The following is a 26,101-nucleotide window of genomic DNA, read 5'->3' as shown; positions in this document are numbered from 1 at the left end:
TGGCTGAGGCACCTGTCGTCGTCCGGCGTCGCGCGATCCCGTTCGGTGTTCACTGCCCACCCGGAGTACAGCGACATCACTCCAACCCAGTACGAGGCGGCTTATAACTGGCTCAGGAAGAATGGACTGCTCGATGATGTGCGCAATCCGAGGCCTGTCCACGACCGTGTCTTCAGACTTGCTGTTTCGGAGAGCGGCTCTCCATGGTTCACAGATGCCGATCTGCTGATCCGGGACCCTGGAGAGCTCCCCCAGGACGCTTTGATGGCCGCCAAAGCACTGGAGCTCACTGCAGACGAAGCTTTCGCTCATATCCAGTCTGTGTGGGGAAAGGTGGACACTGCACGCCGCGAGCAAATCGGACTGGCTGGCGAGCTGACTCTTGTTGAGCTCCTTACCGCTGAGGTGCCTGCGCGGATAGAGCACGTTGCAGCGCATTCCGATGGGTATGGATATGACATCGCCGTGCATGCGAATAAGGCCTCAGCGCACATAGAAGCCAAGGCCACGATGCGACGCGGTCGACTCACTCTTTACTTGTCACGAAACGAGTACGAGACGATGCGCCGGGATCCGGCGTGGCAACTCGTCGCGGTGCGCCTGACCGCTGATCTGGCGCTACTGTCCGTCGCAACCGTTCCAAGGGAGTGGATCGTTGCTCAGGTCCCCGTTGACCCGGGCTTGTACGGGCGCTGGGAGTCCTGTCGGCTTGAAGTGCCTCCAGAGGTCCCGGAGAAGGGGATCCCTGCACTCCTTCCGCTGTTCGCGGGTGACGCCCCTGCAAAGATCGCTGGGACTGCTGCTGACTGACGCTCGCGCGTGGTTCTGCGTACGTCTATTCGCGCGCAGAACCACGCGCGCAGCCTATGCGCTGTGTCGTCCGATATCCGTCAGGAGGAGCTCATCTAGGTCCCCCGACCACTGGCTCTCTTGCACCTCTTGGTCACTAGCAGAGGGCCGGACATCCTCGAAGACCGCCTTCAGGGAAGCACGCCACTGGTTAATGGTGCCGCGTACCCTGAACGGGCCAATGGGCAACGTCACGCCGTCCTCGTCGGTCTGCAACGGGGAAGACTCTCCGGCGATGGTGACGTCACTGTCGATCCCGCTAGCCGCCGTGTCGAGAGCAGCTTCGAGTTCGGCAACGTTGATTTTTCCGGTCCACGACCGCTTATTGAGTATGGCTTGCGCCACGAGATTGGTGCCGTGGCCTGCGGTGTACGCGACGAGCGTGAGTGACCTCTGAACCTCCGGGTGCGGTTGCTCGTGGGTCTCCCCGCTCAGGAAAGCCGGCCGAAACTGATTAAGAAGCCCTGTAATGCGTCCAGCGAGTAGCATCCGGCGAGCTGCCAGAAATTGGCTGTATCCGGACGCCTCAAGGACTCTTGGCTCGGTGGGAATGGCGTGCGCGGTCAGATCGCTCGCGGCGACTTGCTGTATGTACGCAGCCGGGGAGCGCCTACCGATGATGTTCTTCGCAGTCCCTTCCGAGACGAAGACGATGTTCGCAAGTTCGTTGATATCTGCGGCCGAGTACTTGTTCTGGTGACTTCGAAGCGTCTGTGCAGGGTGAATGTTGCTGTACTCGGGCTTGTCGGAACCTTCTGCGGTGGCAGAAATCGGGCCGCCATCCCACCAGTCGTGCGCGTCTGCATGGGCGGCTGCGAGGTAGCAGAAGAGGAAGTACGGGCTCGATTGGTTCCGGCCGACGAGGTCGCGAGCCGTCACCACGAGACCGCTCCCGTCGATTCCCACGTTGGCCAGCAACGAACGGACCGGATCTTCGGTGTCGAGCGCCTTCACGTCTCGAGTGAGGGAACTGTCTGTTGCTCCGCCGTAACGGTTACGTGCTGTGGCGGCCATGAACCAGTACAGCAGGCCGTCCTCCATCTCAGGTGCAATGCGCGCTACCACTGGTTCGCGGCCCAGAAAAACAATGAGCGGATGCAAGGCGCTGATCGACGGAATAAGCGCGGTAGTGGGGACGAGCAGTCGGTCCTTGAGTAGCGAGACGACCCGCTCCAGCCCTCGCCGCACTCGCTCCCATGCCTCCGCTACCGACTCACGGCTCGCGGTTGTCAGCCTTGAGACGGACGAGGTGCGCTTGCCGGATATGGACAAGCTAAGGGTGATCGCCTTGATGAGGAAGTTGACATCAATGGCTCGGTACCCGAGCTCGGCCCAGTGAGCCGACTCCTCCTCCAACTGCCGTAGAAACCCGGGGGATCGGGCGGACAGCGTCGCCATGGCGAGGTCGGTAGTCTTGAGTGCCCGGCCTCCGCTGTTGACGCGGACGAAGATCTGCGTCACTTCTTCGTATTCGAACTCGTGGAGGACTTCCATATGGAAGTCCCTCTCAGTAATTCTCTCAAGTGCCTTGAGCCGCTGTCTGATCTTGGCGTCGCTGATAGTGAGGTCGGCTGACTGCAGCTCGCTGTACAGAGCGAAGGTGTCCGCGTCGGGGCGCACAACGTCGTAGACCCTGACCCACTTCTTGTTGCGGCGGGTGGCCGCACTCTGATTCTGGAATGCTTCCGTCTCGATGTTAAACACGATCTGTGCGTCAGCGTGGTCAGTGAGCACCCGGTACAGGGAGGTAAGACGCTGCTGGCCGTCGAGCAAGTACAGGGGCATCACACTCGGGATTGGCTGGCTGGAGCCGATCGCCGCCGCGCGAGTCTCAGGGGGCTCGTCGGTCTTCCACAGCAGAAGTGATCCCGCTGGATAGCCTCGGTACAGGGACTCGACTAGCTTCGCTATTTGCGTGGCCTTCCAGACGTAACCGCGCTGGATCTCAGGGAGCATGATCTCCCCTGCGGAGATCTGCGCGATGAGGGTCTGGACGTCCCTGTTGGTGCGCTCTACTGCCATGCTGTGGTGTCTCCCCGGCCCTTGCCTCACGAGCCTGATCAGGTGCCCGCTGTTCACAGAGATGCGGATGCGACGCCTCGGCTCATGCGAGTGTGCCGACAACGCCGCCCCAAGAGGTCAGCGTATGCCCCTGGCATAGGGAATTCCGACGAAACCTTCAACATGACTGATTCTCTGCTCAACAATGAAAGCTATGTTGGGCGCTGCGTGGTTCCGTCGAACCGTTTGCGTAGCGAGGGTGACTATTGATCGTCTCCGTCTGTGATGGGGATTTCTACTGCAGACCGTGGCACCCTTCATAAGCCACCCCCGACCCACACCAACACACCCCATCCCCCTCCGGCGGCCAAGACACCGCCCGCCCCCGCGCCGCCAGCGTCGTCGCGTACTGGGGGAGGAGTGACGGGTCCTCCGGGGAGGACGCCTCCGACGCCGCGAAGGCCTCGTAGGACGGGACCGTTCCCGTGACGATGCCCAGGTTCGGCGTGCCGGAGGCGGAGAGTTCGCGGAGGGAGGACTCTATGGTCGACAGGTGCGCCTCGTGGGACGGGTACTCCGAGGTCAGGGACGGGTACGCCGTGAGGAGTTCCGTCAGCTCCGTCGCGGGCCAGTGGAGTACCGCCACCGGGAAGGGGCGGGAGAGCGCCTCCCTGTACGAGCCCAACTCCGCCTGGATGCGGGCGATTTCCGCGCGCAGCTCCGCCGGGTTCTCCGAGCCGAGCGACCACACCCGCTTCGGGTCGTGCAGTTCGTCCAGCGGGACCGGGGCCGAGGAGACGTGGTCCGCCAGCGCGTCCCAGTCGTCGTGGTCCGCACCCAGGAGGCGGCGTACGCGGTGGCGGCCGAAGAGGATCGGGTGCGTGGCGTACGGGGGGTCCGGCGTGGCCGGGATGAGCAGCGTCGCCGCCTCCGTGAACGCCGCGTGCGCCTGCTCCAGCTCGTCGTGGGATTCGAGCGACTCCGCCACGATCACCCATGGCGCCGGGTCCCGCGGCGCGGCCGCGCGGACGCCGTCGATGATCGCCCTCGCCTCCGCCTCGTGCCCGTACTCCCACAGGTTGGACGCCTTCAGGGCGCGGATCAGGAGCGGGGCGGAGGGCGGGTGCGGGGCGGACGGTGACAGGAGGCTGTCGTAGAGCGTCGTCGCGCGGTCTCGCGCGCCGGCCAGTTCCAGGTGGGCCGCGGCCTGGAGGAGGAGCTGTTCGGCGTCCTCCGGGTACAGGTCGGCCGTGCGTTCCAGGCGCGCGGCTTCGGCGATGTGGTCGACGTCGACGTCAGCGGCAGCAGCAGGCTTCTCGGGGCGCATACGGGACACGGTACTGCCGAGAGGGCCTTCCGTAGGAGGGTCGGTACGGTCCCCGCCCTGGTCCGGCCGCGGCGGCGGCCATGGATTGTTGCGGGTGCGGCGCCTATCCTCCCCGCGGCAGCGGCAGCGGCAGCGGCAGGGGTCGGGGCGGTGGTCGGGGCGCTGGCCGGGGCGGTCGTCGGATCGAGGAGGCGTCGTGCGCGTACGGGTACCTGTCGTTCAGCAGGGGCGATCGCGGGGTCGCCGCTCCGTCGCCGCGCGGCTGGCGTGGAACAGCGCCGAGGTCGCCGTCACCCTCGGGGTCGTGTTGCTCCTTCTCGTCGTGCATCAGCTGTGGTGGACCAATCGGCAAGCCCGTGCCGCCGCCGAGCGCAAGGTCGAGGCTCTTGAGGAGGATTGGGGGCGGGCGCCCGGGGCCGGGGCCGGGAGCGGGGGAGAGGGGGTCTCCCCCGTGGAGGGCGCGGGTCCGCCGGAGGCGGGCCGTTCGGGCCCGCGTGATGCCGACGGCGCCGGAGGCCTTCCGCGGTCCGACCGCCCCACCCCGCCCCGCTGGGATCAGGCCTACGCCGTCCTCCGCATCCCGCGGATCGGTGTACGCGTTCCCGTCGCCGAGGGGGTCGGTAAGGGGGGCGTGCTCGACAAGGGGTACGTCGGGCACTATCCCCGTACCGCCCAGCCGGGCCAGGGCGGCAACTTCGCCCTCGCCGGGCACCGCAACACCCACGGCGAGCCCTTCCGCCACATCAACCGGCTGCGGAACGGGGACGAGGTGCGCGTGGAGACCAGGGAGGCCGTGTACACGTACGTCGTCGACAAGGCGTTGGCGCGGACCTCCGCCCACGACGGGGGCGTCATACGTGACGTGCCGCGCAGCGACGTGCGGAAGGGGTACGGGTACAGCCGGGCCGGGTACTACCTCACGCTCACCACCTGCACCCCCGAGTACACCTCGAAGTACCGGCTCGTCGTGTGGGGGAAGCTTCGGGCCATGCGGCCCAGGTAGTGCGGGGCGATCCGGGAAGCCCGGGGGCAGGGACTAGGGTCGGGCCGTGATCGCTCGACGTCCCCATCTCCTCTGGCTGCTCGGCCCCTTCGTGCTGTACCTCGGCGTACTGCCGTTCGCCAACCGCGTGCGGCCCGTCGTCCTCGGGCTGCCTTTTCTCTTCTTCTGGTTGTTGTGCGCGACCGTGCTCACTCCGGTCTGCGTGTGGATGGCCCATAGAGGGGACAGAGGGGACCGCCGGGAGAAGAAGCGGCAGGGGCGTGTGGCGTCATGAGTAGTGGAGCCGTCGCCACCACCGTCTTCGCCGTCTTCATGGTCGGCACCGTCGCCCTCGGCCTCGCCGCCGTCCGCGGGCGCGGCAAGCAGGGCGGGATCGCCGAGTGGTCCGTGGGCGGGCGCAGCCTGGGGGCCGTCTTCATCTGGGTGCTGATGGCGGGGGAGGGGTACACCAGCTTCAGCTATCTGGGGGCCGCCGGGTGGGGGTACAACTACGGCGCTCCCGTGCTGTACGTCGTCGCGTACATGTCCTGCGGATACGCCGTCGGGTACGTCGTCGGCCCCATGCTCTGGGCCTACGCCCGGCGGCACGGGCTCGTCAGCATCTCCGACATGGTCGCCCACCGGTACGGGCGGCCCTGGCTCGGTGCGGGTGTCGCGCTGCTCGTCACCGTGTTCCTGCTGCCCTACATCCAGTTGCAGATCACCGGCATGGGCGTGGTCGTGTCGACGATCTCGTACGGCGCCATCAGTCTCAACTGGGCCTACTTCATCGGGTTCGCGGTCACCACCGGGTTCGTGGTCGTGAGCGGGCTGCGCGGGAGTGCGTGGGTGTCCGTCCTCAAGGACGTGATGGTCGTCGGGACGCTCGCCTTCCTCGCCATCTACGTGCCCCAGCACTACTTCGACGGGTACGGGGCTTTCCTCGACCGGATCGTCGACGAGAAGAGCGACTGGCTGACGTTGCCGGGGAGCGGAGGCAGCGCCTACGGAGAGGCGTGGTTCGCGACGACCTCGCTGCTCAACGCGCTCACTGTCGTTATTTTTCCGACCACCGTCGCCGGATATCTGGGCGCGCGCAGCGCTGATGGGCTGCGGCGCAACGCCATCTGGCTGCCCGCCTACAACGTGCTGCTCTTCGTGCCGATGCTGCTCGGCATGGCCGCGCTCTTCGTCGTGCCGGGGCTCGTCGGTGCCGAGTCCAATCTCGCGCTCTTCAAGCTCGTCGTCGACTCGCTGCCCGCGTGGGCCGTCGGCGTCATCGGAGTCGCCGCCGCGCTCTCCTCGATCGTGCCGATGGCCGTGTTCATGCTGGTCATCGGGACGATGTGGGGCAGCAGCGTGCTGTCGCTGCTGCCCCGGTGGCGTACCCCGCAGCGGCAGAAGGTGGCCTCGCAGGCGGTGGTCGTCGTCGCGGGAGCCCTCGCGCTCGCGATGACGTACGGGGCGCCCAACACCCTCGTACGGCTCTCGCTCATCTCGTACGAGGGGATGGCCCAGCTCGTACCGATCCTGCTGCTCGGCCTGGTGTGGCGGAAGCTGACGCTGGCGGGCGCGTTGAGCGGGCTCGTCGTGGGGGTGGGGATCGTGTGCGCGCTCGTCTTCAGCGACCACGACCCCGTCTTCGGCGTGAACGCGGGCATCGTCGCGCTCGCCGCCAATCTCGCCGTCGCGCTCGTGGTGTCGTACGCGGGTCCCGCCGACCGCGCCGACGGGCGGCCGGACGACGAGGTCCTCGCGCGCGATCCCCTCGACGAGTTCGACGAGTTCGACGAGTTCGACGAGTTCGACGGGGCGGAGACCGGGCCCGCCCGGGGTGTCAGGCCTGCCGGGGGGAGCGGTTCCGGTCCCGGAGCAGGAGCACGGTGACTCCCGCGAGCACGGCGAGGCAGGCGGAGACCGTCATCGCGAGGTTCGCGCCGTGCGCGAGGTCGTCCGTCGAGGTCGACACCGCGATCATCAGGGCGACGCCCGCCGCCGAACCGACGTAGCGCGCCGTGTTGTTGGCGCCCGAGCCCATCGCGGCGCGTTCGGCCGGCACGGACTCGACCGAGAGCAGTGGCAGCGCCGCGTTCAGGAGGCCGCTGCCCGCGCCGGAGACGAGGAGGCCGGGCAGCAGCCGGGTCCAGGAGCCCGAGGAGGCCGCGCCCAGCATCGTCACGGCGGCGACGGCGTGCAGGGCGAAGCCGACGGCCAGTTGGTGGCGGGCCGAGACCCGGCCCGCGAGCCGCCTGGCCTGCAGCGCCGCCACGAAGGACGTGCCCGACCAGATCACGAGCAGCCAGGCCGTGCCCATGACGGAGAGGCCCAGCGTGTGCTGGAGCAGCGTCGGCAGGTAGCTGAACAGGCCGATCACGGAGAACCCGGTGAACAGGGCGCCCGTCGTCGAGGCCAGGAACAGCGGGCGGCGCAGCAGGGCGAGGTCGAGCATCGGGGTCCGGACGCGGTGTTCCACCGCCACGAACGCGGCGAGCAGTACGGCGGCCGCGACCAGGAGCGCCGCCACGGGCGCGCGCAGCCAGCCGTCCCGCCCGAGGGTGAGCGCGGCCACCAGCGCCGTCAGGGCCAGGCCGAGGGTGGCCGCGCCCGCCAGGTCCGGGCGGCCGCGGCGCGCGGCGCGGGACTCGGTGAGCGCGCGCGGGGCGAGGGCGGCGACCGCGAGGGCGGCGGCGCCGAGGGCGGCGTACGCCCAGCGCCAGCCGTCCGGGCCCGCTCCCGTCAGGGCCCCCGCGACCGGCGGGCCCGCCGCGATGCCACCGCTCACGAATGCGCCCCAGATGCCGGTCGCCCTGATCCGCCCGGCGCCCGCGGGGAACGCGTGCACGAGCAGGCCGAGGCTGCTCGCGAGGATGGCCGCGCTCGCCGCGCCCTGGGCCAGGCGGGCCAGTGTGAACAGCCAGGTCGACCCGGCGAGCGCGGAGAGCGCGGTGGTGATGCCGAGCGCGACGGTGCCGGAGAGGAAGATCCGCCGTCGGCCGTAGTCGTCGGCGAGGCTCCCCGCGACCAGGAGCACCGCGGCGAGACCGAGCGGTGTGCCGTTGAGCAGCCAGGCCTGGGCGGAGAGCGGGGTGTGCAGGGCGGCGGCCGTGTCGGGGAGCGTGATCATCGGCGCCGTGTACGTCATGAGGGTCACGGCCGTGGCGGCGCTGGTGACGGCGAGGGTGGCGCGGGCTTGCGGGGTGCCGGACGGGGGTGCGGGGGTGTCCGGTGCGGGGACGTCCGGTGCCGGAGTGGCCGGTGATGGGGCGGTCGGTGATGGAGCGGTCGTTGTCGGGTCGGTGGAGGCGCGGGCGAGGCGGGTGGACATGGTGGAGCCCTTCGAGGTTCAGTCATTGAACTCGGTGAGTGCGACGACCGTAGCATTCGGAGTTCATTCACTGAACCTCGTACGGGAGAAATGGTTAGAGTGGGGTCATGGCTCTCGGCAAGGACTACGCCGCGCAGGAGTGCTCGACGGCCCGCGCCCTGGAGGTGGTCGGCGAGCGCTGGACGCTGCTCATCGTCCGCGACGCCCTCTACGGAGTGCGCCGGTACAACGACTTCCTCGTCCACCTCGGCATCCCGCGCGCCGTCCTCGCCGCCCGCCTGCAGACGCTCGTCGCCGCGGGTGTGCTCGACAAACGGCCGTGCGACGAGGCGCCGAGGCGGCACGAGTACGTGGTGACGGAGCGCGGCGAGGCCCTGTGGCCGGTGCTCCGCGCGCTCGGGGCGTGGGGGCGCGACCACATCTCCGGCACCAAGCCGCCGCGCTACTTCCGGCACGCGGCGTGCGGCACCGAGCTGGGCGCCGGGGGCGACTGTCCGGCCTGTGGCGGTCTCGTCCCCGTCAGGGACGTCGAGATGGTGCCGGGGCCCGGGCTCGACCCGGAACCCGCCGATCCGGTCAGCCGCGCCCTCGCGGGGCCCCGCAGGCTCCTTCAGCCTGTCGAAGTCGATCCTGTATAACGGCAGTATTGGAGTACTGGAGTACGGCAGCACTGGAGTACGGCAGTAGTCGGACTGGTACCCGTACGAGCACCGGGAGAGGGGGCAGACATGCGCGACGTGATCCGTAACGGGAAGGCGGCCGCACGCCCGGCCCTGCTCCTCCTGTTCCTCCTCGTCGAGGTCGTCCTCGTCGACAGCGGAAGCCTCGCCTCCGCCGTCGCGCTCGCCGCGACCGCCGCCGCGGGCTCCGCGCTCGCCGTCTGCTCCGTGATCGCCGCGCGCTGCGCACCCGCCGTGCCCCGCACCAGAGTGCGCACGGCCATCCGCGACCGCGAGATGCGTACCGCCTTCCTGCCGCAACGCGACCCCGACGCCAGGGGCCGCAGGCGCCCCCGAGCACCCGGCCGTCCCGTCCTGACGGCCGCGTAGGGGAACACTTCCCGCTCTTCGAGCGTCCCCTCGCGGGCCGTCATGCCGACGCGATGTCAGCCCTCGCTGACCGTCGCCCTCTCTTCCGGCACGACGAGACCCCCGGAGGGCTCCTCCATGTCCGCTTTCATGTCCCTGTTCGCCGAGCTGGTCGGACACCTCGCCGACCTGCTCGACCCGCTCTTCCACGCCTCGGCGACCGCCGCCGCGATCGTGCTGTTCACCGCCTGCGTACGACTCCTCGTCCATCCGCTCTCGCGCGCCTCGGCCCGCGGACAGAAGGCGCGCGCCAAGCTCAACCCGCAGATCGCGGAGTTGCGCAAGAAGCACGCCAAGAACCCCGAGAAGCTCCAGAAGGCCGTCCTCGAACTGCACCGCGAGGAGCAGGTGTCGCCGATCTCCGGGTGCCTGCCCAGCCTCTTCCAGCTGCCGGCGTTCTTCCTGCTCTACCACCTCTTCTCCAGCTCCAGCATCGGCGGCGACGCCAACACGCTCCTCGATCACACGCTGTTCGCCGCACCGCTCGGCGGCCGGTGGACGGACGCGCTCGCGGACGGTGGAGTGTTCGGGGCGCAGGGGCTGGTCTACGTCGGACTGTTCCTGCTCGTCGCGGCCGTCGCCACGTTCAACTACCGGCGTACGAAGTCGCAGATGGCCACCAACCCGCTGCCCCAGGGTGGTGACCAGCAGGTGCCCGGCATGGGTGCGATCACGAAGGTGATGCCGCTGATGTCGTTCATGACTCTGTTCACGGTCGCTGTCGTGCCGCTGGCGGCCGCGCTGTACGTGGTGACCAGCACGACGTGGAGCGCGGTCGAACGAGCCGTGCTGTACCGGGACATGCCGGGCACAGCGGGGGTGCTGGCTACCGCTGGGTAACGGTCCAGTACGTGAACCGGGTATTGCATACCGCACGCGTACCTTGGACGATCGACCAAACCTCCGATGGCCGCAACCCATCGGCCGGGCTACCGAAGGAATGGAGTCTGACCATGAAGCTGCTGCGAGTCGGTACGTCAGGCGCGGAGCGCCCCGCGCTCCTCGACGCCGAGGGAACCCTCAGGGACCTGTCGGGGGTGGTCGCCGACATCGACGGCGCCGTGCTTGCCGACGCGGCCGCGCTCGACCGGATCAGGGCCGCGGCGGACGCCGGTGACCTGCCCGTTCTCGACGCGGGCGGGCTGCGCGTAGGCCCGCCGGTGGGGCGGGTGGGCAAGGTCGTCTGCATCGGCCTCAACTACCACGACCACGCCCGCGAGACGGGCGCCGAGCCGCCCGCCGAGCCCGTCATCTTCTTCAAGGCGGCGGACACGGTGGTGGGTCCGGACGACACGGTCCTCGTGCCGCGCCGCTCCGTGAAGACGGACTGGGAGGTCGAGCTCGCCGTGGTCATCGGACGTACGGCGCGCTACCTGGAGTCGGCCGAGGAGGCGCTCGCGCACGTCGCGGGGTACGCGGTGGCGCACGACGTGTCCGAGCGGGAGTTCCAGATCGAGCGGGGCGGCACCTGGGACAAGGGCAAGAACTGCGAGACGTTCAACCCGCTCGGCCCCTGGCTGGTCACCGCGGACGAGATCGCCGACCCGCAGGCCCTGTCCCTGAAGCTCTGGGTCAACGGCGAGCTGAAGCAGGACGGCACGACCGCCGACCAGATCTTCCCGGTCGCGGAAGTGGTGCGCTACGTGAGCCAGTTCATGACCCTCTACCCCGGTGACGTGATCAACACGGGGACGCCGGCGGGCGTGGCGATGGGCAGGCCGGAGCCGAAGCCGTATCTGCGGGCCGGTGATGTGGTGGAGCTGGAGATCGAGGGGCTGGGGCGGCAGCGGCAGGAGTTGAAGGCCGCGTAGCCCGCCGGGCGACGCGTGGGCGCGGACGTTCCCGACGCGTGGGCGCGGACGTTCCCGGTTCGCCGGGGGCGTCCGCGCGTCATCATGACGCCATGGGGATGACGCCATGGGACTGACTCCGGCCGTAGCGGCACTCACCGGCACGGCGTTCGGCGCCCTGGCCACGTTCTCCAGCGCGTGGCTCATCCAGCGGGCCACGACCAGACGCGAGCACGAGAACCGCGTGTGGGACCGGCGTATGGCCGTCTACGACGAAGTCATGATCGCCGTCCGGCGGATGGCGGACCTCAGGGAGACGGTCCGCAGGACCGGCGCCTTCCCCGAACGCCCGCCCGGCGCGACGGTCCCCGCCGACGACATGTCCCCGCTCCTCGCCCGCCTGGAGATATACGGCAGCGACGCGCTCCTCGCCGCCTGCAAGCGCGCCTTCGCGGCCCGGCGGCGATGGAAACTGGCCTGGGGGACGTGGCACACCCAGCGGGAGAACAATCCGCGGATCAGCGACAACGACCCGTACTGGGTCGAGTTCAAGAAGGCCGTGAAGAAATCAAGAAAAGCCGATCACCGGCTTCTCGTGCTGCTGCGGGCGGAGATTCATCCCGAACGGATCTCGATGGGGCAGAAGTGGCTGGCGCGGCTGAAGCGTTCGAGGTTCCTCAAACTCCGCAGAGCGCGCACGATTACCCCCGGCTGAATATTCCCTGAGATGTGCCACGGGCCCATTCCCCGGCAACCAATTCTGGTTACCATGGCGTCTTCCGGGCGAAATCGGGGGTTCGCTCAGGGTCCGGACGGGGGGCTGGCCCGTGGTGGTGTACGACGAGCACTTCATCGAGATCTTCCGAGGCGGCTGTCGGCAGGGAGTCGAATGCCGTCGCGGAGCCGACTGCCGACAGGACGAAGGTCTGGGGCAGGGCGACAGCTGCCGGCGCGGCTCGGGCGTGCGGCTCACCCGCGAGTTCGCCCTCACCGCCGCGCACTGCCTCAAGGCCCGCGAACTCAAAGGGCTCGACCTGGTCATGCTCCGCCTGTCCGACGGCAAGCAGGTCATGGGGCAGGTCCTGGACTACGACCGGCGCTCGGACCTCGCGCTCCTCAACCTCACCTTCGCCGAGGGCGAGGACGTCCGCCTCCCCGGAGTCTGCTTCGACGACGCCCGGCAGGACGAGGTGTGGAAGGCGACGCACCAGCCGCCCGACACCGACGACGTACTGACCGGCAGCGTGGCCGACGTCTCGTACGAGTACGGGGACCCGCAGAAGGGCGTGAAGATCTGCGCGCTGCGGCTCAACTGCCACGCGGGCATGGACGACTACACGAAGTTCGCGGGCAGCCCGGTGGAACGCGGCGACCCGTACCGCCCGACGGCGGTCCTGGGCCTCATCGTCGAGCGGCGCGCGGACGCGGGCACGGCGGGGGACACGGTCTTCGCCGGGACGATCCGCGAGGCCGTCAGACAGTTCGACCGGTTCCGGTTCCGGGTCGAGGATCTGGCGAGGGACCAGTGGCCGCTCTCCGTGCGGCCCTACTCGGTGGAGGCGAGCGAGACGGAACAGAAACTGCGGATCAACGCCGCCGTGGCCGACGCGCTGAAGAAGTCGGGGCAGGACTCCGTGGTGTCCGTGCACTGGATACGCCGCTGACCCAGCACACCGGCAGTGGGCCGGCGACCTCCCGGGAGGGACCATGACGACGCAGTACCTGGACGACGCCATAGCCGTCGCCGAGGAGATGCTTCTCGAAGAGATGCACTCGGCGCCCACAGCGTCACGCCCCCGGGACAGGAGCCGCCTCGCGGCCTACGTGAAGCACGTCCGCAGGCCCGATCCAGCCGACAAGTACCAGCAGTTACGCGCTGGACAGCTCATCCACCTCGCCAAGCTGCTCTGCGCCCTCGGCATGAAGTCCCTGTCCCTGTCCGTGGCCGACATGACGCTGCGGCACATGGAGATCGTGGAGGCGGACCGCGAGGTGTACGCGGCGGCCGTCTGGAACGAGCTGGGGGCCCTGCTCGCCGAGCACGGCGACCTCGAGCGGTCACGGCTCGTCCTGTGCCGCGCGCTGAGCCGGGCCGAGCGCGGCAGCCACGTTCCCGAACGCGGCCGGATCCTCGCCAACCTGGGAGCCGTCAGCCTGCGCAAGGGCGACCTGGGAGACGCCGGGTTCTGGGCCGACAAGGCGCTGGAGGAGATGGACACGCGGCCGGGCGACGACCCCGACGCGCGCCTGACGGCGGACTTGGTGCGCCTGGAGGTCGCCAGGGGCGAGGCCGACCGCGACCTGGACCGAATTTTCGACACCCTGCAGAAGTTCGACCGGTCCGCGGAGCACTCCATCGCGCTCAAGGGCGGTGACCATCCGGCGGCCATCGCCGCGCGGCGCGCGCTGGCCACGGCGAAGTTCGAGGCGGCCGCGGCCGGTCACGACGTGGAGGTCAGCGAGCGGCAGCTGAGCGAGCTGGAGATCGTGCATCTCAACGCGTCGGCGTTCCTCGGGGCGACCCACCGCGAGACGATCGTGGCCCAGGCGGCCCTCGCCGTCGCCGAGTTCGAGGCGGCGAGCGGCGGTTCGGGAAGTCTGCTGCGCAGACGGCGGGCGGTGTCGCTGCTCGAATCGGCCGAGGAGATGGCCGTGGAGGCCCTCGGCAGGGAGCACGCGCAGACCCTCGCGATACGGGAGGCGCTGGCGCACCTGCGGGCCGCGACGGTGCAGTCGGACGACCTCCCGTACCGCATCGACCGCACGTACACGCCGCAGGAGAACGACGTCCGCAACACCGCGAAGAAGAAGGCGATCGACGCGGAGCGGAACGTGATCCGGCTGACGGCACACGCGGGCGCCTCTTACTTTCTGGCCGACTTGGACATCTTCTACTGGCAGATCCACCGCGCCCTGGAGCGGGGCACGTACTTTCATGTGATTCTGAGCAGTCCTTGGAACAACCTCGCGATCTTCATGCAGCACGGCGCGGACTCCGAACCGGTGAGCCACCAGAACATCGTGGACCGGGTGCGGGCCAGCACGTATTACCAGGAGACGTTCCTGCCGGTGATCCATTCGTACGTGGACCTGCGCGGCCGATTCCCCGACCACATCGAACTGAAGCTGACCCCCACCGACATCTCGGGGTCGACGCTGCTCACCTCGGAAGCGGGCTTCTTCGAGCCGTACATCACCATGAACCCGTTGCAGCGCACCCGCAGGGGCCTGAGCGTGTTCGAGCACCAGTTCCTCAAGGACAGCAAGTATTACGAGGACAGCCTTGCGGCATTCCGTACGCAGTGGGAACTGACCAGTACCTGGGAGCAGTTCGGCATGCACGAGGAGAAGCACAAGGAAAGGCTGCGCGCGCTGATGACGACGCAGTCCGATGACCGGTGGTGCAAGAGCACGGAGTGAGTGACGTCGTCAGCCGACCAGGGGCACGTGCAGGGCGCCGCGCCTGACGCTCATCAGAACGCCCTCCGAGCCGACGAAGAGCGGCGCGGGCAGCCCGTCCAGGGGCCAGAACTGCCAGCGCAGGCAGCGGTCGGGTTCGCGCAGGCGGATGTCGCCCGCGTAGTCGAGGACTTCGACGCCGACCTGCATGTGGTGGTTGGCCGCGGGGGCGGGGTCGGTGAGGCAGGCGACGCGCAGGTCGAGGGCTTCGATGCCGGTCTCCTCGGCGAGCTCCCTGCGGGCGGCCTGCTTCAGGGTCTCGCCCAGTTCGAGGTGGCCGCCGGGCAGGCCCCAGGAGCCCGCGCCGAAGCAGTTGGTCCGCAGACCGAGCAGGATGTCGCCGACGGCGCCACCCCCGCCTCCGCCGTCGCGGCGGACGATTGCCTGCACACCCACACGTACATGCGTCGTCATCGGGAGCTCCTCACGGGTCCGGGTAGGTGCCGGCGAAGTTCTCCACGTTCCTGGCTGGGGTGAGCAGTTCGGCGGGCCGGAGCGTGTCGTCCGCCAGCTTTTCGAAAAGGTTCCCGATTCTGCGTTCCTCACCCTCGTCGACGACGACGATCCCGCAGTCCGGGTCGATGAAGAAGTAACTGCCGGTACGGGTGGAGTTCCTGTACACCCGCAGGGTCACGCCGCGCTGCCGCGCGGCCTCCTCGCACGCGCTCACGACGTCCTCGAACTCCTCGTCGCCGAGGGCGAGCCAGTCCCGGTTGTCCGCCCCGTAGTTGGTCTCGGACATCTGGTAGACCTTCCAGACGTCGGGCAGGGACGCGTCCTCGATCAGGTCGAGGACCCGCGGGGCGCCCTCGACGTTGAGGCGGGTGACGACGGTGCCCAGCTTCACCCGGACGTGCTCGTGGTTCTTGCGCACCTCACCGAGCAGGCCGAGCACCCGGTCGCGGTGCGGTGCGGGGCTGCCGGTGCGGAGGAGACCGTGCTCCTTGCGGTCCGCGGACTCCAGGGGCAGGGCGATCCAGGAGAGGTGGGGCAGGACGCGATCCATGGCCTTCTGGGGTGCGAGGCCGTTGGTGCTGAGGACGACGCGGGGGGCGGGCCGCCCGTCGTCGAAGGGCTTCCGCAGCGCCCCTACGAGGTCGGGAAGGTAGGGGAGCAGGGTCGGTTCACCACCGGAGATGACGACACCCTGCACCCCGCCGCCCCGTAGGACGTCGACCACGTTCCGAGCTGTGTCCCATGACATGGAAGGGACCTCGTGACGCGGTCCAAAACAGAAGGGGCAGCTGAGATTGCAGCGGCCGATGGGGCGTAGATCCACGAATGCGGGCAGCTGCATGGTACGGAATTAGGGACCCTATGGAGACCGTCAGGGAAATCCATAGGGCGCTTTAAACCGTTCCGGCGGATTTAGTTCACTCGATGCGCTGAACTAATTCACATTCAGGTTGCGAGAAAGCGCTCCAGCGCCTCGACCACCAACGCATGGTCCTTCACCTGCGGCAGCCCCGACACCACCACCGCGCCGATCACCCCCGCGCCCTCGACCGCGATCGGGAACGCGCCGCCGTGGGCCGCGTACGCGTCGAGGTCGAGGCGGGAGGCGTCCTCGAAGGTCGTGCCCTTGGCGCGGAAGCGGGAGCCGACCAGGAGGGAGGAGCAGCCGTAGCGCTCCACGACGCGACGTTTGCGGGAGATCCAGGCGTCGTTGTCCGGGGTCGAGCCGGGGAGCGCCGCGTGGAAGAGCTGCTGGCCGCCGCGGTGGATGTCGATCGCGACGGGGGCGCCGCGCTCGCGGGCGAGGTCCACCAGGAGCGTGCCGAGGGTCCACGCGTCGTCGTACGTGAAGTGGGGGAGGACCAGGCGGCGTTCCTGGGCCTCCAGCTCGTCGATGGAGGGGGCGTTCGCGGGGGCGGGAGGAGGGGTGGGAGGAGTGCTCACAGCGTCACCGTCACACCGTCGCGGGCCGAGCGGCGTGCCGCCTCCAGGACGTCCAGGGCAGCCGCCGCCTCGTGCGCGGAGACGGGGTTCTCGCCCTCGCCGCGCAGGGCCGCGGCCACCGCCGCGTAGTACGCGGGGTAGTCGCCCGGCAGGGTCGGCGTGGGGCGGCCGCCGCCGGTCAGCGGGGACTCGCCGGAACCGACCCGGCCCCACATCGACTCCGCCTCCACGCCCCACGGGGTCTCGGTCGCCGGGCGCTTGCCGTCGCGGAGGGCGGCCTCCTGCGGGTCGAGGCCGTACTTCACGTAACCGGCCTGGGAGCCGAGCACGCGGAAGCGCGGGCCGAGCTGCGCGGTCGTCGCGCTGACGTACAGGTGCGAGCGGACGCCGTTCGCGTGCGTGAGGGCGAGGAACGTGTCGTCGTCGGCCTCCGCGCCCGGGCGGCGGACGTCCGACTCCGCGTACACGCTCACCGCGGGGCCGAACAGGACGAGGGCCTGGTCGACGACGTGGCTGCCCAGGTCGTAGAGCAGGCCGCCGATCTCCTCCGGGTCGCCGGACTCGCGCCAGCCGCCCTTCGGCTGCGGCCGCCAACGCTCGAAACGGGACTCGAAGCGCCATACGTCGCCGAGCTCACCGTCGGCGAGCAGCTTGCGCAGCGTACGGAAGTCGTTGTCCCAGCGGCGGTTCTGGAAGACGGACAGGAGCAGCCCGCGCTCGTCGGCGAGGGCCGCGAGCTCGCGGGCCTCGGCCGCGGTGCCGGCGATCGGCTTGTCCACGACGGCCGGGAGGCCCGCCTTGAGCGCCGCGGTCGCGAGGGAGACGTGGGTCTTGTTGGGTGCGGCGATGACGATCAGGTCGAGCTCGTCCGCCCGGCCCCACAGCTCGTCGGCGGAGGCCGCGCAGCGCAGGTCGTCGCCGAACTCGGCGCGGGCCTGTGCCTGCCGCTCGGGGTTCGACGTCACGACCGTGTCGAGGACGAGGCCCTCGGTGGCGGCGATCAGCGGGGCGTGGAAGACGGAGCCCGCGAGGCCGTATCCGATGAGGCCGACGCGGAGCGGGGAGCCCGGGGAGGGGCGCGAGGAGCCTGTATCAGTCATGCGCTCCACTTAAGCAACGGTGTTGCCAAAGTGCAAGCGGGCGGGACAATGGGGGCGTGAAGTCGTACGTGCACAGGGATAACTCAAGCAACTCGGGCAGCTTTGGCCACGCGGGCCAGGCAGGCCAGGCAGGCCAGGCAGGCCACGCGGGCCACTCAGGCGTGAACCTGCCGGTGCTGCGCGGGCACAACGCGGCGCTCGTGCTCGATCTGCTGCGCGCCGCGGGCGAGACCGGCATCAGCCGCCTGGAGCTCGCCGAGCGCACGGGGCTCACGCCGCAGGCGGTCAGCAAGATCACGGCGCGGCTGCGGGCGGAGGGGTTGGCGGCGGAGGCGGGGCGCCGCGCGTCGACGGGCGGCAAGCCGCGCACGGTGCTGCGCCTCGTGCCCGGCGCGGGCCACGCGGTCGGCCTCCACCTCGACCGCGACGAGCTGACGGCGGTCCTCGTCGACCTGACCGGCACGGTCGTCGCGGAACGCCGCGCCCCGCTCGCCTTCGGCGCGGGGGCGCGGGCCGTGGTGGAGGTGGCGGTGGGGGAGGTTCGGGGGCTGTTGGGTGCGGCGGCGCGTGATGAGGGGGCGGAGGGTGGTGGCGGGGGTGCGGCGGCGCGTGGCGAAGGGGCGGGTGGTGGCGGGGGTGCGTGGGCGGTTTCCGGGGTCGGGGTCGCTCTGCCCGGGCCGCTCGATCACGCGGAGGGCGTGCTGCACCGGGTGACCGGGTTTCCGGAGTGGGACGGGTTCCCGTTGCGGGACGCGCTCGCGGAACGGCTCGGGCTGCCCGTCACGGTCGACAAGGACACCAACGCCGCCGCGCTCGGCCTCGCGCTGGCGGGCGTCGCGGACTCCTTCGCGTACGTCCATCTGGGCACGGGGCTCGGCGCCGGGCTCGTGCTCGGCGGGGCTGTCCACCGCGGGGCGCGTACGGGGGCGGGGGAGTTCGGCCACCAGGTCGTGCAGTTGGACGGGCCTCGCTGCGAGTGCGGGGACCGGGGGTGCGTCGAGGCGCTCTGCCTCGCTGCGGTCGCGCGGGGCGAGTTCGAGGAGGCGGCGCGGGTGCTGGGCACGGCCGCGGGGAACCTTGTCGGGCTGCTCGACATCGACCGCGTGCTGCTCGGGGGGAGGACGGTGTTCGCGGCGGGGGATGTTTTCGTACGGGGGGTGGGGGCGGTCGTGGGGGAACGCGTTCGGCGTGGGGGCGGAGACGGAGACGGAGACGCGGTGGCTTCCCGGTCGGGGGCGGTTCCTGATCCCGCTTCCGGTCCGGGTTCCGGCCCCCTTTCCGGCCCCCTTTCCGGCCCCGTTTCCGGTCCCGTTTCCGTGCCCGTGAGTCTCGCCCCCGGAGGGGAACGCGCGGTCGCGGAGGGCGCGGCTCAGCTCGTTCTCGCGCCCGTCTTCGGCCGCGCGGACGTGGCGTTTCCCGCCCGCCGCGGTGGTCGGGGCTGAGCGCAATCCGCTGAGCGGGGAATCTCGCCTGATTGAGGGGACTACGGCGGGCCGATCGGGCCTAACGGGCGGTGGCGAGGCGGCCCGGGCGAGGGAGCGTGACAGGGTCTCAGTCCCGGACAACAGCCCCACTCCGACCGCTCCGACCACCCCACGGTCCCGCTCTCGCCCCCGCCCGAACCCCGCCCCGGTGCCGGTCCCCCGCCCCGCCCCGCTGCCGGCACCCGCTCAGCAAAGGTCCCGCATGCGCTTCCGGAGTTCCCTCGTCCTCATCGGCCTCACCGCCACGGTCGCCGCCCTGGCGCCCACCGCCGCTGCCAGGGTGCCCGACGTGGCTGATGAGGGTGGGGTGTGGGGCCGCGGAAGGGTGTGTGGGGCGGGGGTGCCGGGCGGGATGGCGGTTGCCCGCGCATGGCCGAAGGGCACGTCGGCGGCACCGCCCTGCGCCGTCGTCGCGGCCGACCGGGCCTCGCGCGCCGCCGTCGTGGCCGACCGGGCCTCGCGCGCCGCCGTCGTGGCCGACCGGGCTCCGCGCGCCGCCGTCGCGGCCTTCACCCCCCGCGCCGCCCCTCACGCGGCCCTCCCCGCCCCCGCCGCCCCCGACCACCCCACCTGCGCCTCAGCGGAAGCCGCGGCCTTCCCCCTCGTCACCCGCATCCACCCCGGCCCCGGCGTCTACGCGCCCGGCGGGGAGCCGCGGAGCTGGATGCTTGAGCTCACCAACTCGACCGACGAGACTTGCGGGAACATCCACCCGATCCTCGTCCTCGTCGACCAGGAGCGGACGTTGAAGCCCCAGCACGTGCGGGTGGAGTTCGGGGACGGGGAGCGGCAGCGGGGCGTCCGGATGCAGAGGACCGCGCAGGGGGAGAACATCGGCGTCTTCGGCGACGGGTCCCCCGGGTTCACCGTCGGGCCCGGCCGTACCGTCTCCGTCAAGGTCCGCCTCTCCTTCGCCGCCGACACCGGGACCAACCACGTGGTCGCGTCCGCCGCGCTCGTCCAGCGCAGGGACGACGACGGCGACTGGGTCGGCGCCTCAAACGACTACCCCTTCGACATCGCGCCCGAAGGCACGGTCGTCCCCTCCGCGGCCCCCTCCGCCGGACGGCTCCAGGAGCTCGCCGAGACGGGGGCCGGTACCCCGCTGGGCACCGGCATCGCCGCCGGGGCCGCCCTCCTCGGCCTCGGCGCCCTCGCCGTGGGGACGCGGCGCCTGCGCGCGGGGAAGCGGTGAGGCGGGGCCCCCGCCATCCCGCGTTCACCCACCCGTTCACGTACGTCTGCGAACATCCCCGGGTGGACAACCTCAGCCCCGAGCCCCCCGCCCACCTGCTCACGCAGGCTCCCGGCGCGCCCATCCGGTCCGGCATTCCCGAGCACGGGCGCATCCCGAAGTACTACGCCGTGAAGGCCAGGATCGCGGGGCTCGTCGAGGAGTTGGGGGACGGGCAGACGCTGCCCACCGAACGGGATCTCGCCGAGCGGTACGAAGTGGCGCGGGAGACCGTGCGGCAGGCGTTGCGCGAACTGCTCCTGGAGGGGCGGCTCCGCAGGCAGGGCCGCGGCACCGTCGTCGCGGGCCCCAAGCTGGAGCAGCCGCTGTCGCTGGCGAGTTACACGGAAGGCGTGCGCAGGCAAGGACGTACGCCGGGACGCAACCTCATCTCCCTCGACCGCTTCCCCTGCCCCACCCCGCTCGCCGCCGAGATCGGTGCCGAACCCGGCGCGCCCGTATGGCACATGGAGCGCGTGCTGCTCGCCGACGACGAGCGGGTCGGCCTGGAGAGCACCTACGTCTCCGTGGCCCGCGTGCCCCGCCTCGACGTCGACTTCGAACCCGACTCGTCCTTCTACGCGTACCTGCGCGACCGCCTCGGCATCTCCTTCGGCGACGCCGACGAGCGGATCGAAACGGTCCTCGCCACCCCCCGCGAGGCTCTCCTCATCGGGACGCCGCCCGCGCTGCCCATGCTGCTGATCCACCGGCTCTCCCGGGACACGGACCGCCGACCGCTCGAACGCGTACGCACTCTCTATCGCGGGGACCGGTTCTCCTTCACCACGCACCTCGGCTGAACCACCGCACGCCCCCGCCCGCCTCCGCACCCGGGTCGCTATGTCACGGGAACATAACGGGTCTAGTCCAAGCTTGGGTGGCCGTTCACTGTCCCGTTGCCCGTCCGCCCCGTCCGGGTCACCGGCCCCCAGCAGCGTTGCCGCCGTGAGAGTCATCGTCGTAGGAGCCGGCGTGGTGGGAACCATGCACGCCTGGCACGCACTGGACCGCGGCCACGAGGTCGTACAGATCGAGCGGGAGAGCGAGGCCCGGGGCGCGTCGCTGCGCAACTTCGGGCAGATATGGGTGAGCGGCCGGGCGGGCGGCGAAGAGCTCGACACCGCCCTGCGCGCCCGCGAGCTGTGGGAGGGCATCGGCGCACGCGTCCCCGGCCTCGGCTTCCGGGCCAACGGCTCCCTCACCCTCGTCCGCAACGACCGCGAGCACGCCGTCGCCGAGGCGGCCCTCGCCCGCCCGGACGCGGCCGCCCGCGGGTACAAGCTGCTGACCGCCGACGAAGCGCGGGCCCACAACCCGGCCCTGCGGGGCGACTTCAGCGGAGCGCTGTGGTGCGAGCGGGACGCGGCCGTCGAGCCGCGCACCGCCCAACTGAGGTTGCGGGAGGCGCTGTTGGCTTCGCCCCGGTACACCTTCCTGCCCGGCCGTGAAGTCCGCGACGTCGTCGGTGAGAGCGCCGTGCGCGACGACCACGGCGACGTGCACACCGGCGACGCCGTCGTCCTCGCCACCGGCGCCTGGCTCGGCGGGCTCGTCCGTGAACTCGCGGGGCCCGACCTGCCCGTACGCCGCGTACGGCTGCAGATGATGCAGACGGAGCCCCTCGGTGAACCGCTCACCACCTCCGTCGCCGACGCGGACAGCTTCCGGTACTACCCGGCGTACAAGTCGGACGCCCTGGACGCGCTCAACTCCGGGCAGGCGCAAGCACCGACCGCCGCCGCGCACAAGATGCAGCTGCTCATGGTGCAGCGCGCGGACGGCGGCCTGACCATCGGCGACACCCACGAGTACGAGCACCCCTTCGCCTTCGACACCGTCGAGGACCCCTACGACCACCTCACCGAGGTCGTCGAGGGCTTCCTCGGGCGCCCGCTGCCGAAGATCAGGCGGCGCTGGGCCGGGGTGTACGCGCAGTGCGTCGACACGAGCCGTGTCGTGCACCGGCAGCAGGTGCGCGACGGCGTGTGGCTGGTCACCGGGCCCGGCGGGCGCGGCATGACCTGCTCGCCCGCCATCGCCGAGCAGACCGCCGACGAGCTGGGATGGTGAGGTAGTTGAAGAAGTTGGAGAAGTTGAAGACGGACATGGAGGGAACCGGCGCGGACGGCGGCCGTATCGGGCTCGTCGTGCTCGACATGGCCGGGACCACCGTCGCCGACGGGGGGCTCGTCGAGCAGGCCTTCGCCGCCGCCGCGCGCGAGCTCGGCGTCGAGCCCGACTCGGCCGACCATGCCGCGAAACTGGAGTACGTCCGCGCCACCATGGGCGAGTCCAAGATCTCCGTCTTCCGGCACCTGTTCGGCGAGGAGAAGCTCGCGCAGCAGGCGAACATCGCCTTCGAGAAGGCGTACGGGGCGCTCGTCGACGGTGGCCGCATCGCACCCCTCCCCGGGGCGCGCGAGGCCATCGAGGAGCTCGCGGACGACGGCCGCACCGTCGTCCTCACCACGGGGTTCGCCCGCGTCACCCAGGACGCCATCCTCGACGCGCTCGGGTGGCGGGAGCTGGTCGGCCTCACCCTGTGCCCCGCCGACGCGGGCGGCCGCGGCCGCCCCTACCCGGACATGGTGCTCGCCGCCTTCCTGCGGACCGGCGCCGTGGACGGCGTGCGGGACGTCGCCGTCGCGGGCGACACGGCGTACGACATGCTCAGCGGCGTACGATCCGGCGCCTCCGTCGTCGCGGGAGTGCTCACCGGCGCCCACGGTGACGCCGCGCTGCGCGAGGCCGGTGCCACCCACGTACTCGGCTCCGTCGCCGAACTGCCCGCCGTACTCCGGGGAGGCGGCTGATGGGCAGCGGCATCCGCTTCGACCGGGTCTCCGTCGCGTACGACGGGAACACCGTCCTCGACTCCCTCGACCTGACCGTGGAGCCCGGCGAGGTCATGGCCCTGCTCGGGCCCTCCGGGTCCGGCAAGACCACGGCGCTGCGGGCCGTCGCGGGGTTCGTGCGGCCCGTGTCCGGGCGGGTGTTCCTCGGGGAGCGCGACGTCACGGACCTGCCGCCGCACCAGCGGGGCATCGGCATGGTCGTCCAGCAGTACGCGCTCTTTCCGCACATGCGGGTCAAGGACAACGTGGCCTTCGGCCTGAGGGCGCGGAAGGCGCGGAAGACGCCGAAGGTGGGCAAGGGGGACATCGGAGTACGGGTCGCCGAAGCGCTCGACATGGTCGGCATGGCCTCGTACGCCGAACGGTACCCGCGCGAGCTCTCCGGCGGGCAGCAGCAGCGCGTCGCCATCGCGCGGGCGCTCGCCATCCGGCCCGACGTCCTGCTGCTCGACGAGCCGCTGTCCGCGCTCGACGCGCAGCTGCGGTCGGGAATGCTGGGTGAACTCGCGCGTCTGCACCGGGAGTTGCCGGACGTGTCGATCCTGTACGTCACGCACGACCAGGTCGAGGCGCTCACCCTCGCCGACCGCATCGCCGTCATGGACCGGGCACGGCTTCGGGACTGCGGGACGCCGCAGGAGCTGTACCGGGCGCCGCGTACGGAGTTCACCGCGTCGTTCGTCGGCAACGCGAACCTCCTCGCGGTGACGGTGGCGGCGGACGGGGTGTTCCTCGGCGAGACCGAGCTGAAGGTCGACACGGGGGGCGTGGCCGCCGGGGTGACGGCCACGCTCTGCGTGCGGCCGCACTTGGTCGGCCTCGGGGAGGGGCCCAACGCCGTTACCGGGCGGGTCGCCGAGGTCCAATGGCGGGGCGCCACGCATCGGGTGTACGTCGATGTCGCCGGGGAGCGGGTGAAGGCGGACCTCCGGGAACTCCGCGATCCGCCCGCCATCGGGTCCACGGTCACCCTGCACTTCGCCCCCGAGGACGCGGTGCTCCTGGCCGGAGGGGTGACCGATGGGTAGTCCCGCCGTACGCCAAGGTTCAACCGCTTCGGCACCGCGGGCACATCGGGACCTGCCCTCGTTCGTCTGGGCCCTTCCCCCCGTCGCCCTCCTCGGCCTCTTCTTCCTCTACCCCCTCTTCCTCGTCGTCCAGCAGTCCGTGCGGCCCGACACCGGAGGGACGTCCCTTCAGCCCTACTCCGACGTGTTCGCCTCCGAGGCGTTCCGGGAGGCGCTCGGGACCACCGTGTGGCTGGCGGTCGGGGCCACCGTCGGGTGTCTCGTGCTCGGATTCACGCTCGCGCTGGTCATCGCCTTCGTGCCGTTCCCGGGCGGTAAGGCCGTCGCCAAGTTCATCGACGTCTTTCTGTCCTTCCCGTCCTTCCTGATCACGCTCGCCCTCCTCTTCGTCTACGGGACGAAGGGCATGGCGAACGGCGTGTGGACGGACGCGACCGGCGCCGCCGAGGGGCCGTTCCAGTTCCTGACCACCCCGTGGGGCGTACTGCTCGCGGAGATCACGTACTTCACGCCCTTCGTGATGCGGCCCCTGCTCGCCGCGTTCTCACAGATCGACACCGCGCAGATCGAGGTCGCCGCCAGCCTCGGCGCCCGGCCCGCCCGCATCGTGCGCCGCGTCATCCTGCCCGAGGCGCTGCCCGCGCTCGCCGCCGGCGGCAGCCTCGTCCTCGTCATGTGCCTGAACGAGTTCGGGATCGTCCTCTTCACGGGGGCGAAAGGGGTCACGACCCTCCCGATGCTCGTGTACAGCAAGGCGATCCTCGAATCGGACTACCCGGCGGCCTGCGTCGTCGCCGTCGTCAACATCGCGATCTCCGTGGGCCTCTACGGCCTCTACCGGGTGGTGAGCCGTCGTGTTGGTGCATAGCCGCAAGGGCAAGTGGGCCGTTTGGGTCCTCTTCTTCGTGCTCTTCCTGCCGCTGTTCGCGCTGCCCCTGCTCGTCATCCTCATGGCGTCGTTCTCCGAGCACTGGTCCGGCGCCTTCCCGTCCGGCTTCACCGGCGAGCACTACGCGTCCGCGACCCGCGGCGAGTCTCTGCGAGCCCTGACCACGAGCCTGGTCACCGCCGTCGCCGCCAGCCTGCTCGCGCTCGCCGTGGGGACCTGGGCCGCGCTCGCCGCGGCCTCCCTGAAGCGGGGCGGCAAGAGGTTCATGGACGCCCTGTTCGTGCTGCCCGTCGCCGTGCCGTCCGTGGTCGTCGGGCTCGCCGTCCTCGTCGCGTTCTCCAAGCCGCCGATGATCCTCAACGGCACGCGGTGGATCGTGATCCTCGCCCACGCCCTCCTCGTCACGGCCTTCGCCCACCAGTCGGTGTCGGCCGCGATCGCGCGCCTCGACCCGGCCTACGAACAGGCCGCCGCGTCGCTCGGCGCCCGGCCCTCGTACGTCCTGTGGAAGGTGAAGCTGCCCCTCCTGCTGCCGTCCCTGAACGCGGCCGCCGGACTCTGCTTCGCCCTTTCCATGGGGGAGTTGAGCGCCACGATGATGCTCTACCCGCCGGACTGGATGCCGCTGCCCGTACGGATCTACGCGGCCACCGACCGCGGCTCCACCTTCACCGGCGCCGCTGTCGCCGTGGTCCTGATGGCGGCCACGCTGCTCGTCCTGCTGGCCGTCTCCCGCATCCGGACCCGCGCCTCCTACCGATGACCGCGACCACGACCCCGCCCCACCC

26 protein-coding genes are annotated in these 26,101 nt (G+C 70.5%); 19 read left to right on the top strand and 7 right to left on the bottom strand.

The features are described from left to right. The first annotated feature begins 45 nt into the window (after positions 1-45). Positions 46-810 carry a protein NO VEIN domain-containing protein gene (locus NOO62_RS15125; protein ID WP_268771415.1) on the top strand — a complete coding sequence of 255 codons (765 nt, stop codon included), beginning with the start codon at positions 46-48 and terminating at the stop codon, positions 808-810. Positions 811-864: 54 nt separating this feature from the next. Here NOO62_RS15125 and NOO62_RS15120 read toward each other — a convergent pair whose 3' ends face one another. After that, entirely contained in the window at positions 865-2,871 is a 2,007-nt protein-coding gene (locus NOO62_RS15120; protein ID WP_268771414.1) for a GmrSD restriction endonuclease domain-containing protein, read from the bottom strand. 274 nt (positions 2,872-3,145) lie between these two features. After that, positions 3,146-4,177 (bottom strand): hypothetical protein, encoded by a 1,032-nt coding sequence (locus NOO62_RS15115; protein ID WP_268771413.1) that lies wholly within the window; start codon positions 4,175-4,177, stop codon positions 3,146-3,148. A 196-nt stretch (positions 4,178-4,373) separates the two neighbouring features. On the opposite strand from NOO62_RS15115, the gene NOO62_RS15110 reads away from it, so the two are divergent. From NOO62_RS15110 to NOO62_RS15100, 3 genes are read left to right on the top strand one after another with little or no spacing between them, the layout of a single operon-like run. After that, entirely contained in the window at positions 4,374-5,180 is an 807-nt protein-coding gene (locus NOO62_RS15110) for a class E sortase (RefSeq protein WP_268771412.1), read from the top strand. Positions 5,181-5,226: 46 nt separating this feature from the next. Further along, positions 5,227-5,454: a DUF3311 domain-containing protein gene (locus NOO62_RS15105; protein WP_268771411.1), complete on the top strand. Its 228-nt coding sequence runs from the start codon at positions 5,227-5,229 to the stop codon at positions 5,452-5,454. Further along, positions 5,451-7,046 carry a sodium:solute symporter family protein gene (locus NOO62_RS15100; RefSeq protein WP_268771410.1) on the top strand — a complete coding sequence of 532 codons (1,596 nt, stop codon included), beginning with the start codon at positions 5,451-5,453 and terminating at the stop codon, positions 7,044-7,046. Before NOO62_RS15105 ends, NOO62_RS15100 begins: the two co-directional genes overlap by 4 nt. Here NOO62_RS15100 and NOO62_RS15095 read toward each other — a convergent pair. Continuing rightward, positions 6,997-8,484 carry an MFS transporter gene (locus NOO62_RS15095; protein ID WP_268771409.1) on the bottom strand — a complete coding sequence of 496 codons (1,488 nt, stop codon included), beginning with the start codon at positions 8,482-8,484 and terminating at the stop codon, positions 6,997-6,999. The two genes, NOO62_RS15100 and NOO62_RS15095, sit on opposite strands and share 50 nt — an antisense overlap. A gap of 107 nt (positions 8,485-8,591) precedes the next feature. Between NOO62_RS15095 and NOO62_RS15090 the strand changes: the two genes are divergently transcribed. The 7 genes from NOO62_RS15090 to NOO62_RS15060 all read left to right on the top strand — a co-directional run bounded on the left by NOO62_RS15090 (position 8,592) and on the right by NOO62_RS15060 (position 14,782). Beyond that, complete coding sequence (locus NOO62_RS15090; protein WP_268771408.1) at positions 8,592-9,122, top strand: winged helix-turn-helix transcriptional regulator; 531 nt, start codon at positions 8,592-8,594, stop codon at positions 9,120-9,122. A gap of 90 nt (positions 9,123-9,212) precedes the next feature. Next, entirely contained in the window at positions 9,213-9,533 is a 321-nt protein-coding gene (locus NOO62_RS15085) for a DUF6412 domain-containing protein (RefSeq protein ID WP_268771407.1), read from the top strand. A 117-nt stretch (positions 9,534-9,650) separates the two neighbouring features. Continuing rightward, positions 9,651-10,412, top strand: a complete 762-nt coding sequence (locus NOO62_RS15080; RefSeq protein ID WP_268771406.1) for a YidC/Oxa1 family membrane protein insertase — start codon at positions 9,651-9,653, stop codon at positions 10,410-10,412. A gap of 113 nt (positions 10,413-10,525) precedes the next feature. Then, the gene (locus NOO62_RS15075) at positions 10,526-11,383 is read left to right on the top strand and encodes a fumarylacetoacetate hydrolase family protein (RefSeq protein ID WP_268771405.1); all 858 of its coding nucleotides are present in this window, start codon (positions 10,526-10,528) and stop codon (positions 11,381-11,383) included. A gap of 106 nt (positions 11,384-11,489) precedes the next feature. Beyond that, positions 11,490-12,077 (top strand): hypothetical protein, encoded by a 588-nt coding sequence (locus tag NOO62_RS15070; RefSeq protein ID WP_268771404.1) that lies wholly within the window; start codon positions 11,490-11,492, stop codon positions 12,075-12,077. A gap of 112 nt (positions 12,078-12,189) precedes the next feature. Beyond that, positions 12,190-13,026, top strand: a complete 837-nt coding sequence (locus NOO62_RS15065; RefSeq protein ID WP_268771403.1) for a trypsin-like peptidase domain-containing protein — start codon at positions 12,190-12,192, stop codon at positions 13,024-13,026. A 43-nt stretch (positions 13,027-13,069) separates the two neighbouring features. Next, positions 13,070-14,782 carry a hypothetical protein gene (locus NOO62_RS15060; protein ID WP_268771402.1) on the top strand — a complete coding sequence of 571 codons (1,713 nt, stop codon included), beginning with the start codon at positions 13,070-13,072 and terminating at the stop codon, positions 14,780-14,782. A gap of 9 nt (positions 14,783-14,791) precedes the next feature. Here NOO62_RS15060 and NOO62_RS15055 read toward each other — a convergent pair whose 3' ends face one another. The 4 genes from NOO62_RS15055 to NOO62_RS15040 form a co-directional block, all read right to left on the bottom strand. Next, on the bottom strand, positions 14,792-15,235 hold the full coding sequence (locus NOO62_RS15055) for a nucleotide triphosphate diphosphatase NUDT15 (protein WP_268771401.1): 444 nt from the start codon (positions 15,233-15,235) through the stop codon (positions 14,792-14,794). A gap of 10 nt (positions 15,236-15,245) precedes the next feature. Continuing rightward, positions 15,246-16,118 (bottom strand): radical SAM protein, encoded by an 873-nt coding sequence (locus tag NOO62_RS15050; protein WP_268771400.1) that lies wholly within the window; start codon positions 16,116-16,118, stop codon positions 15,246-15,248. Positions 16,119-16,222: 104 nt separating this feature from the next. After that, the gene (locus NOO62_RS15045) at positions 16,223-16,720 is read right to left on the bottom strand and encodes a heme-degrading domain-containing protein (RefSeq protein ID WP_268771399.1); all 498 of its coding nucleotides are present in this window, start codon (positions 16,718-16,720) and stop codon (positions 16,223-16,225) included. After that, positions 16,717-17,820 (bottom strand): Gfo/Idh/MocA family oxidoreductase, encoded by a 1,104-nt coding sequence (locus NOO62_RS15040; RefSeq protein ID WP_268771398.1) that lies wholly within the window; start codon positions 17,818-17,820, stop codon positions 16,717-16,719. Before NOO62_RS15040 ends, NOO62_RS15045 begins: the two co-directional genes overlap by 4 nt. Before the next feature lie 68 nt (positions 17,821-17,888). Here NOO62_RS15040 and NOO62_RS15035 point away from each other — a divergent pair, with 68 nt between their 5' ends. The 8 genes from NOO62_RS15035 to NOO62_RS15000 all read left to right on the top strand — a co-directional run bounded on the left by NOO62_RS15035 (position 17,889) and on the right by NOO62_RS15000 (position 26,076). Further along, positions 17,889-19,262, top strand: a complete 1,374-nt coding sequence (locus tag NOO62_RS15035; protein ID WP_414930990.1) for an ROK family transcriptional regulator — start codon at positions 17,889-17,891, stop codon at positions 19,260-19,262. 244 nt (positions 19,263-19,506) lie between these two features. Beyond that, positions 19,507-20,499 carry a hypothetical protein gene (locus NOO62_RS15030; protein ID WP_268771396.1) on the top strand — a complete coding sequence of 331 codons (993 nt, stop codon included), beginning with the start codon at positions 19,507-19,509 and terminating at the stop codon, positions 20,497-20,499. Positions 20,500-20,561: 62 nt separating this feature from the next. Then, entirely contained in the window at positions 20,562-21,341 is a 780-nt protein-coding gene (locus NOO62_RS15025) for a GntR family transcriptional regulator (RefSeq protein WP_268771395.1), read from the top strand. A gap of 145 nt (positions 21,342-21,486) precedes the next feature. Then, on the top strand, positions 21,487-22,611 hold the full coding sequence (locus tag NOO62_RS15020; RefSeq protein ID WP_268771394.1) for a TIGR03364 family FAD-dependent oxidoreductase: 1,125 nt from the start codon (positions 21,487-21,489) through the stop codon (positions 22,609-22,611). Between the two features lie 35 nt (positions 22,612-22,646). Then, positions 22,647-23,354, top strand: a complete 708-nt coding sequence (locus NOO62_RS15015) for an HAD family hydrolase (protein ID WP_268775626.1) — start codon at positions 22,647-22,649, stop codon at positions 23,352-23,354. Further along, positions 23,354-24,424 carry an ABC transporter ATP-binding protein gene (locus NOO62_RS15010; protein ID WP_268771393.1) on the top strand — a complete coding sequence of 357 codons (1,071 nt, stop codon included), beginning with the start codon at positions 23,354-23,356 and terminating at the stop codon, positions 24,422-24,424. Before NOO62_RS15015 ends, NOO62_RS15010 begins: the two co-directional genes overlap by 1 nt. Beyond that, complete coding sequence (locus NOO62_RS15005; RefSeq protein WP_268771392.1) at positions 24,417-25,292, top strand: 2-aminoethylphosphonate ABC transporter permease subunit; 876 nt, start codon at positions 24,417-24,419, stop codon at positions 25,290-25,292. The genes NOO62_RS15010 and NOO62_RS15005 overlap by 8 nt, the downstream gene beginning before the upstream one ends. After that, on the top strand, positions 25,279-26,076 hold the full coding sequence (locus tag NOO62_RS15000) for an ABC transporter permease (RefSeq protein WP_268771391.1): 798 nt from the start codon (positions 25,279-25,281) through the stop codon (positions 26,074-26,076). The genes NOO62_RS15005 and NOO62_RS15000 overlap by 14 nt, the downstream gene beginning before the upstream one ends. The last annotated feature ends 25 nt before the right edge of the window (positions 26,077-26,101 follow it).

It is taken from the genome of Streptomyces sp. Je 1-369 (assembly GCF_026810505.1).
GTDB lineage: Bacteria > Actinomycetota > Actinomycetes > Streptomycetales > Streptomycetaceae > Streptomyces.
This window is presented reverse-complemented; position numbering and strand designations above follow the sequence as displayed.

Coding starts and splice junctions, on each gene's coding strand:
- NOO62_RS15080 (WP_268771406.1), top strand. CDS start 9,651: ATGTCCGCTTTCATGTCCCTGTTCGCCGAGCTGGTCGGACACCTCGCC.
- NOO62_RS15010 (WP_268771393.1), top strand. CDS start 23,354: ATGGGCAGCGGCATCCGCTTCGACCGGGTCTCCGTCGCGTACGACGGG.
- NOO62_RS15005 (WP_268771392.1), top strand. CDS start 24,417: ATGGGTAGTCCCGCCGTACGCCAAGGTTCAACCGCTTCGGCACCGCGG.
- NOO62_RS15030 (WP_268771396.1), top strand. CDS start 19,507: ATGCGCTTCCGGAGTTCCCTCGTCCTCATCGGCCTCACCGCCACGGTC.
- NOO62_RS15090 (WP_268771408.1), top strand. CDS start 8,592: ATGGCTCTCGGCAAGGACTACGCCGCGCAGGAGTGCTCGACGGCCCGC.
- NOO62_RS15060 (WP_268771402.1), top strand. CDS start 13,070: ATGACGACGCAGTACCTGGACGACGCCATAGCCGTCGCCGAGGAGATG.
- NOO62_RS15050 (WP_268771400.1), bottom strand. CDS start 16,118: ATGCAGCTGCCCGCATTCGTGGATCTACGCCCCATCGGCCGCTGCAAT.
- NOO62_RS15085 (WP_268771407.1), top strand. CDS start 9,213: ATGCGCGACGTGATCCGTAACGGGAAGGCGGCCGCACGCCCGGCCCTG.
- NOO62_RS15075 (WP_268771405.1), top strand. CDS start 10,526: ATGAAGCTGCTGCGAGTCGGTACGTCAGGCGCGGAGCGCCCCGCGCTC.
- NOO62_RS15095 (WP_268771409.1), bottom strand. CDS start 8,484: ATGTCCACCCGCCTCGCCCGCGCCTCCACCGACCCGACAACGACCGCT.
- NOO62_RS15115 (WP_268771413.1), bottom strand. CDS start 4,177: ATGCGCCCCGAGAAGCCTGCTGCTGCCGCTGACGTCGACGTCGACCAC.
- NOO62_RS15015 (WP_268775626.1), top strand. CDS start 22,647: ATGGAGGGAACCGGCGCGGACGGCGGCCGTATCGGGCTCGTCGTGCTC.
- NOO62_RS15055 (WP_268771401.1), bottom strand. CDS start 15,235: ATGACGACGCATGTACGTGTGGGTGTGCAGGCAATCGTCCGCCGCGAC.
- NOO62_RS15040 (WP_268771398.1), bottom strand. CDS start 17,820: ATGACTGATACAGGCTCCTCGCGCCCCTCCCCGGGCTCCCCGCTCCGC.
- NOO62_RS15070 (WP_268771404.1), top strand. CDS start 11,490: ATGGGACTGACTCCGGCCGTAGCGGCACTCACCGGCACGGCGTTCGGC.
- NOO62_RS15120 (WP_268771414.1), bottom strand. CDS start 2,871: ATGGCAGTAGAGCGCACCAACAGGGACGTCCAGACCCTCATCGCGCAG.
- NOO62_RS15100 (WP_268771410.1), top strand. CDS start 5,451: ATGAGTAGTGGAGCCGTCGCCACCACCGTCTTCGCCGTCTTCATGGTC.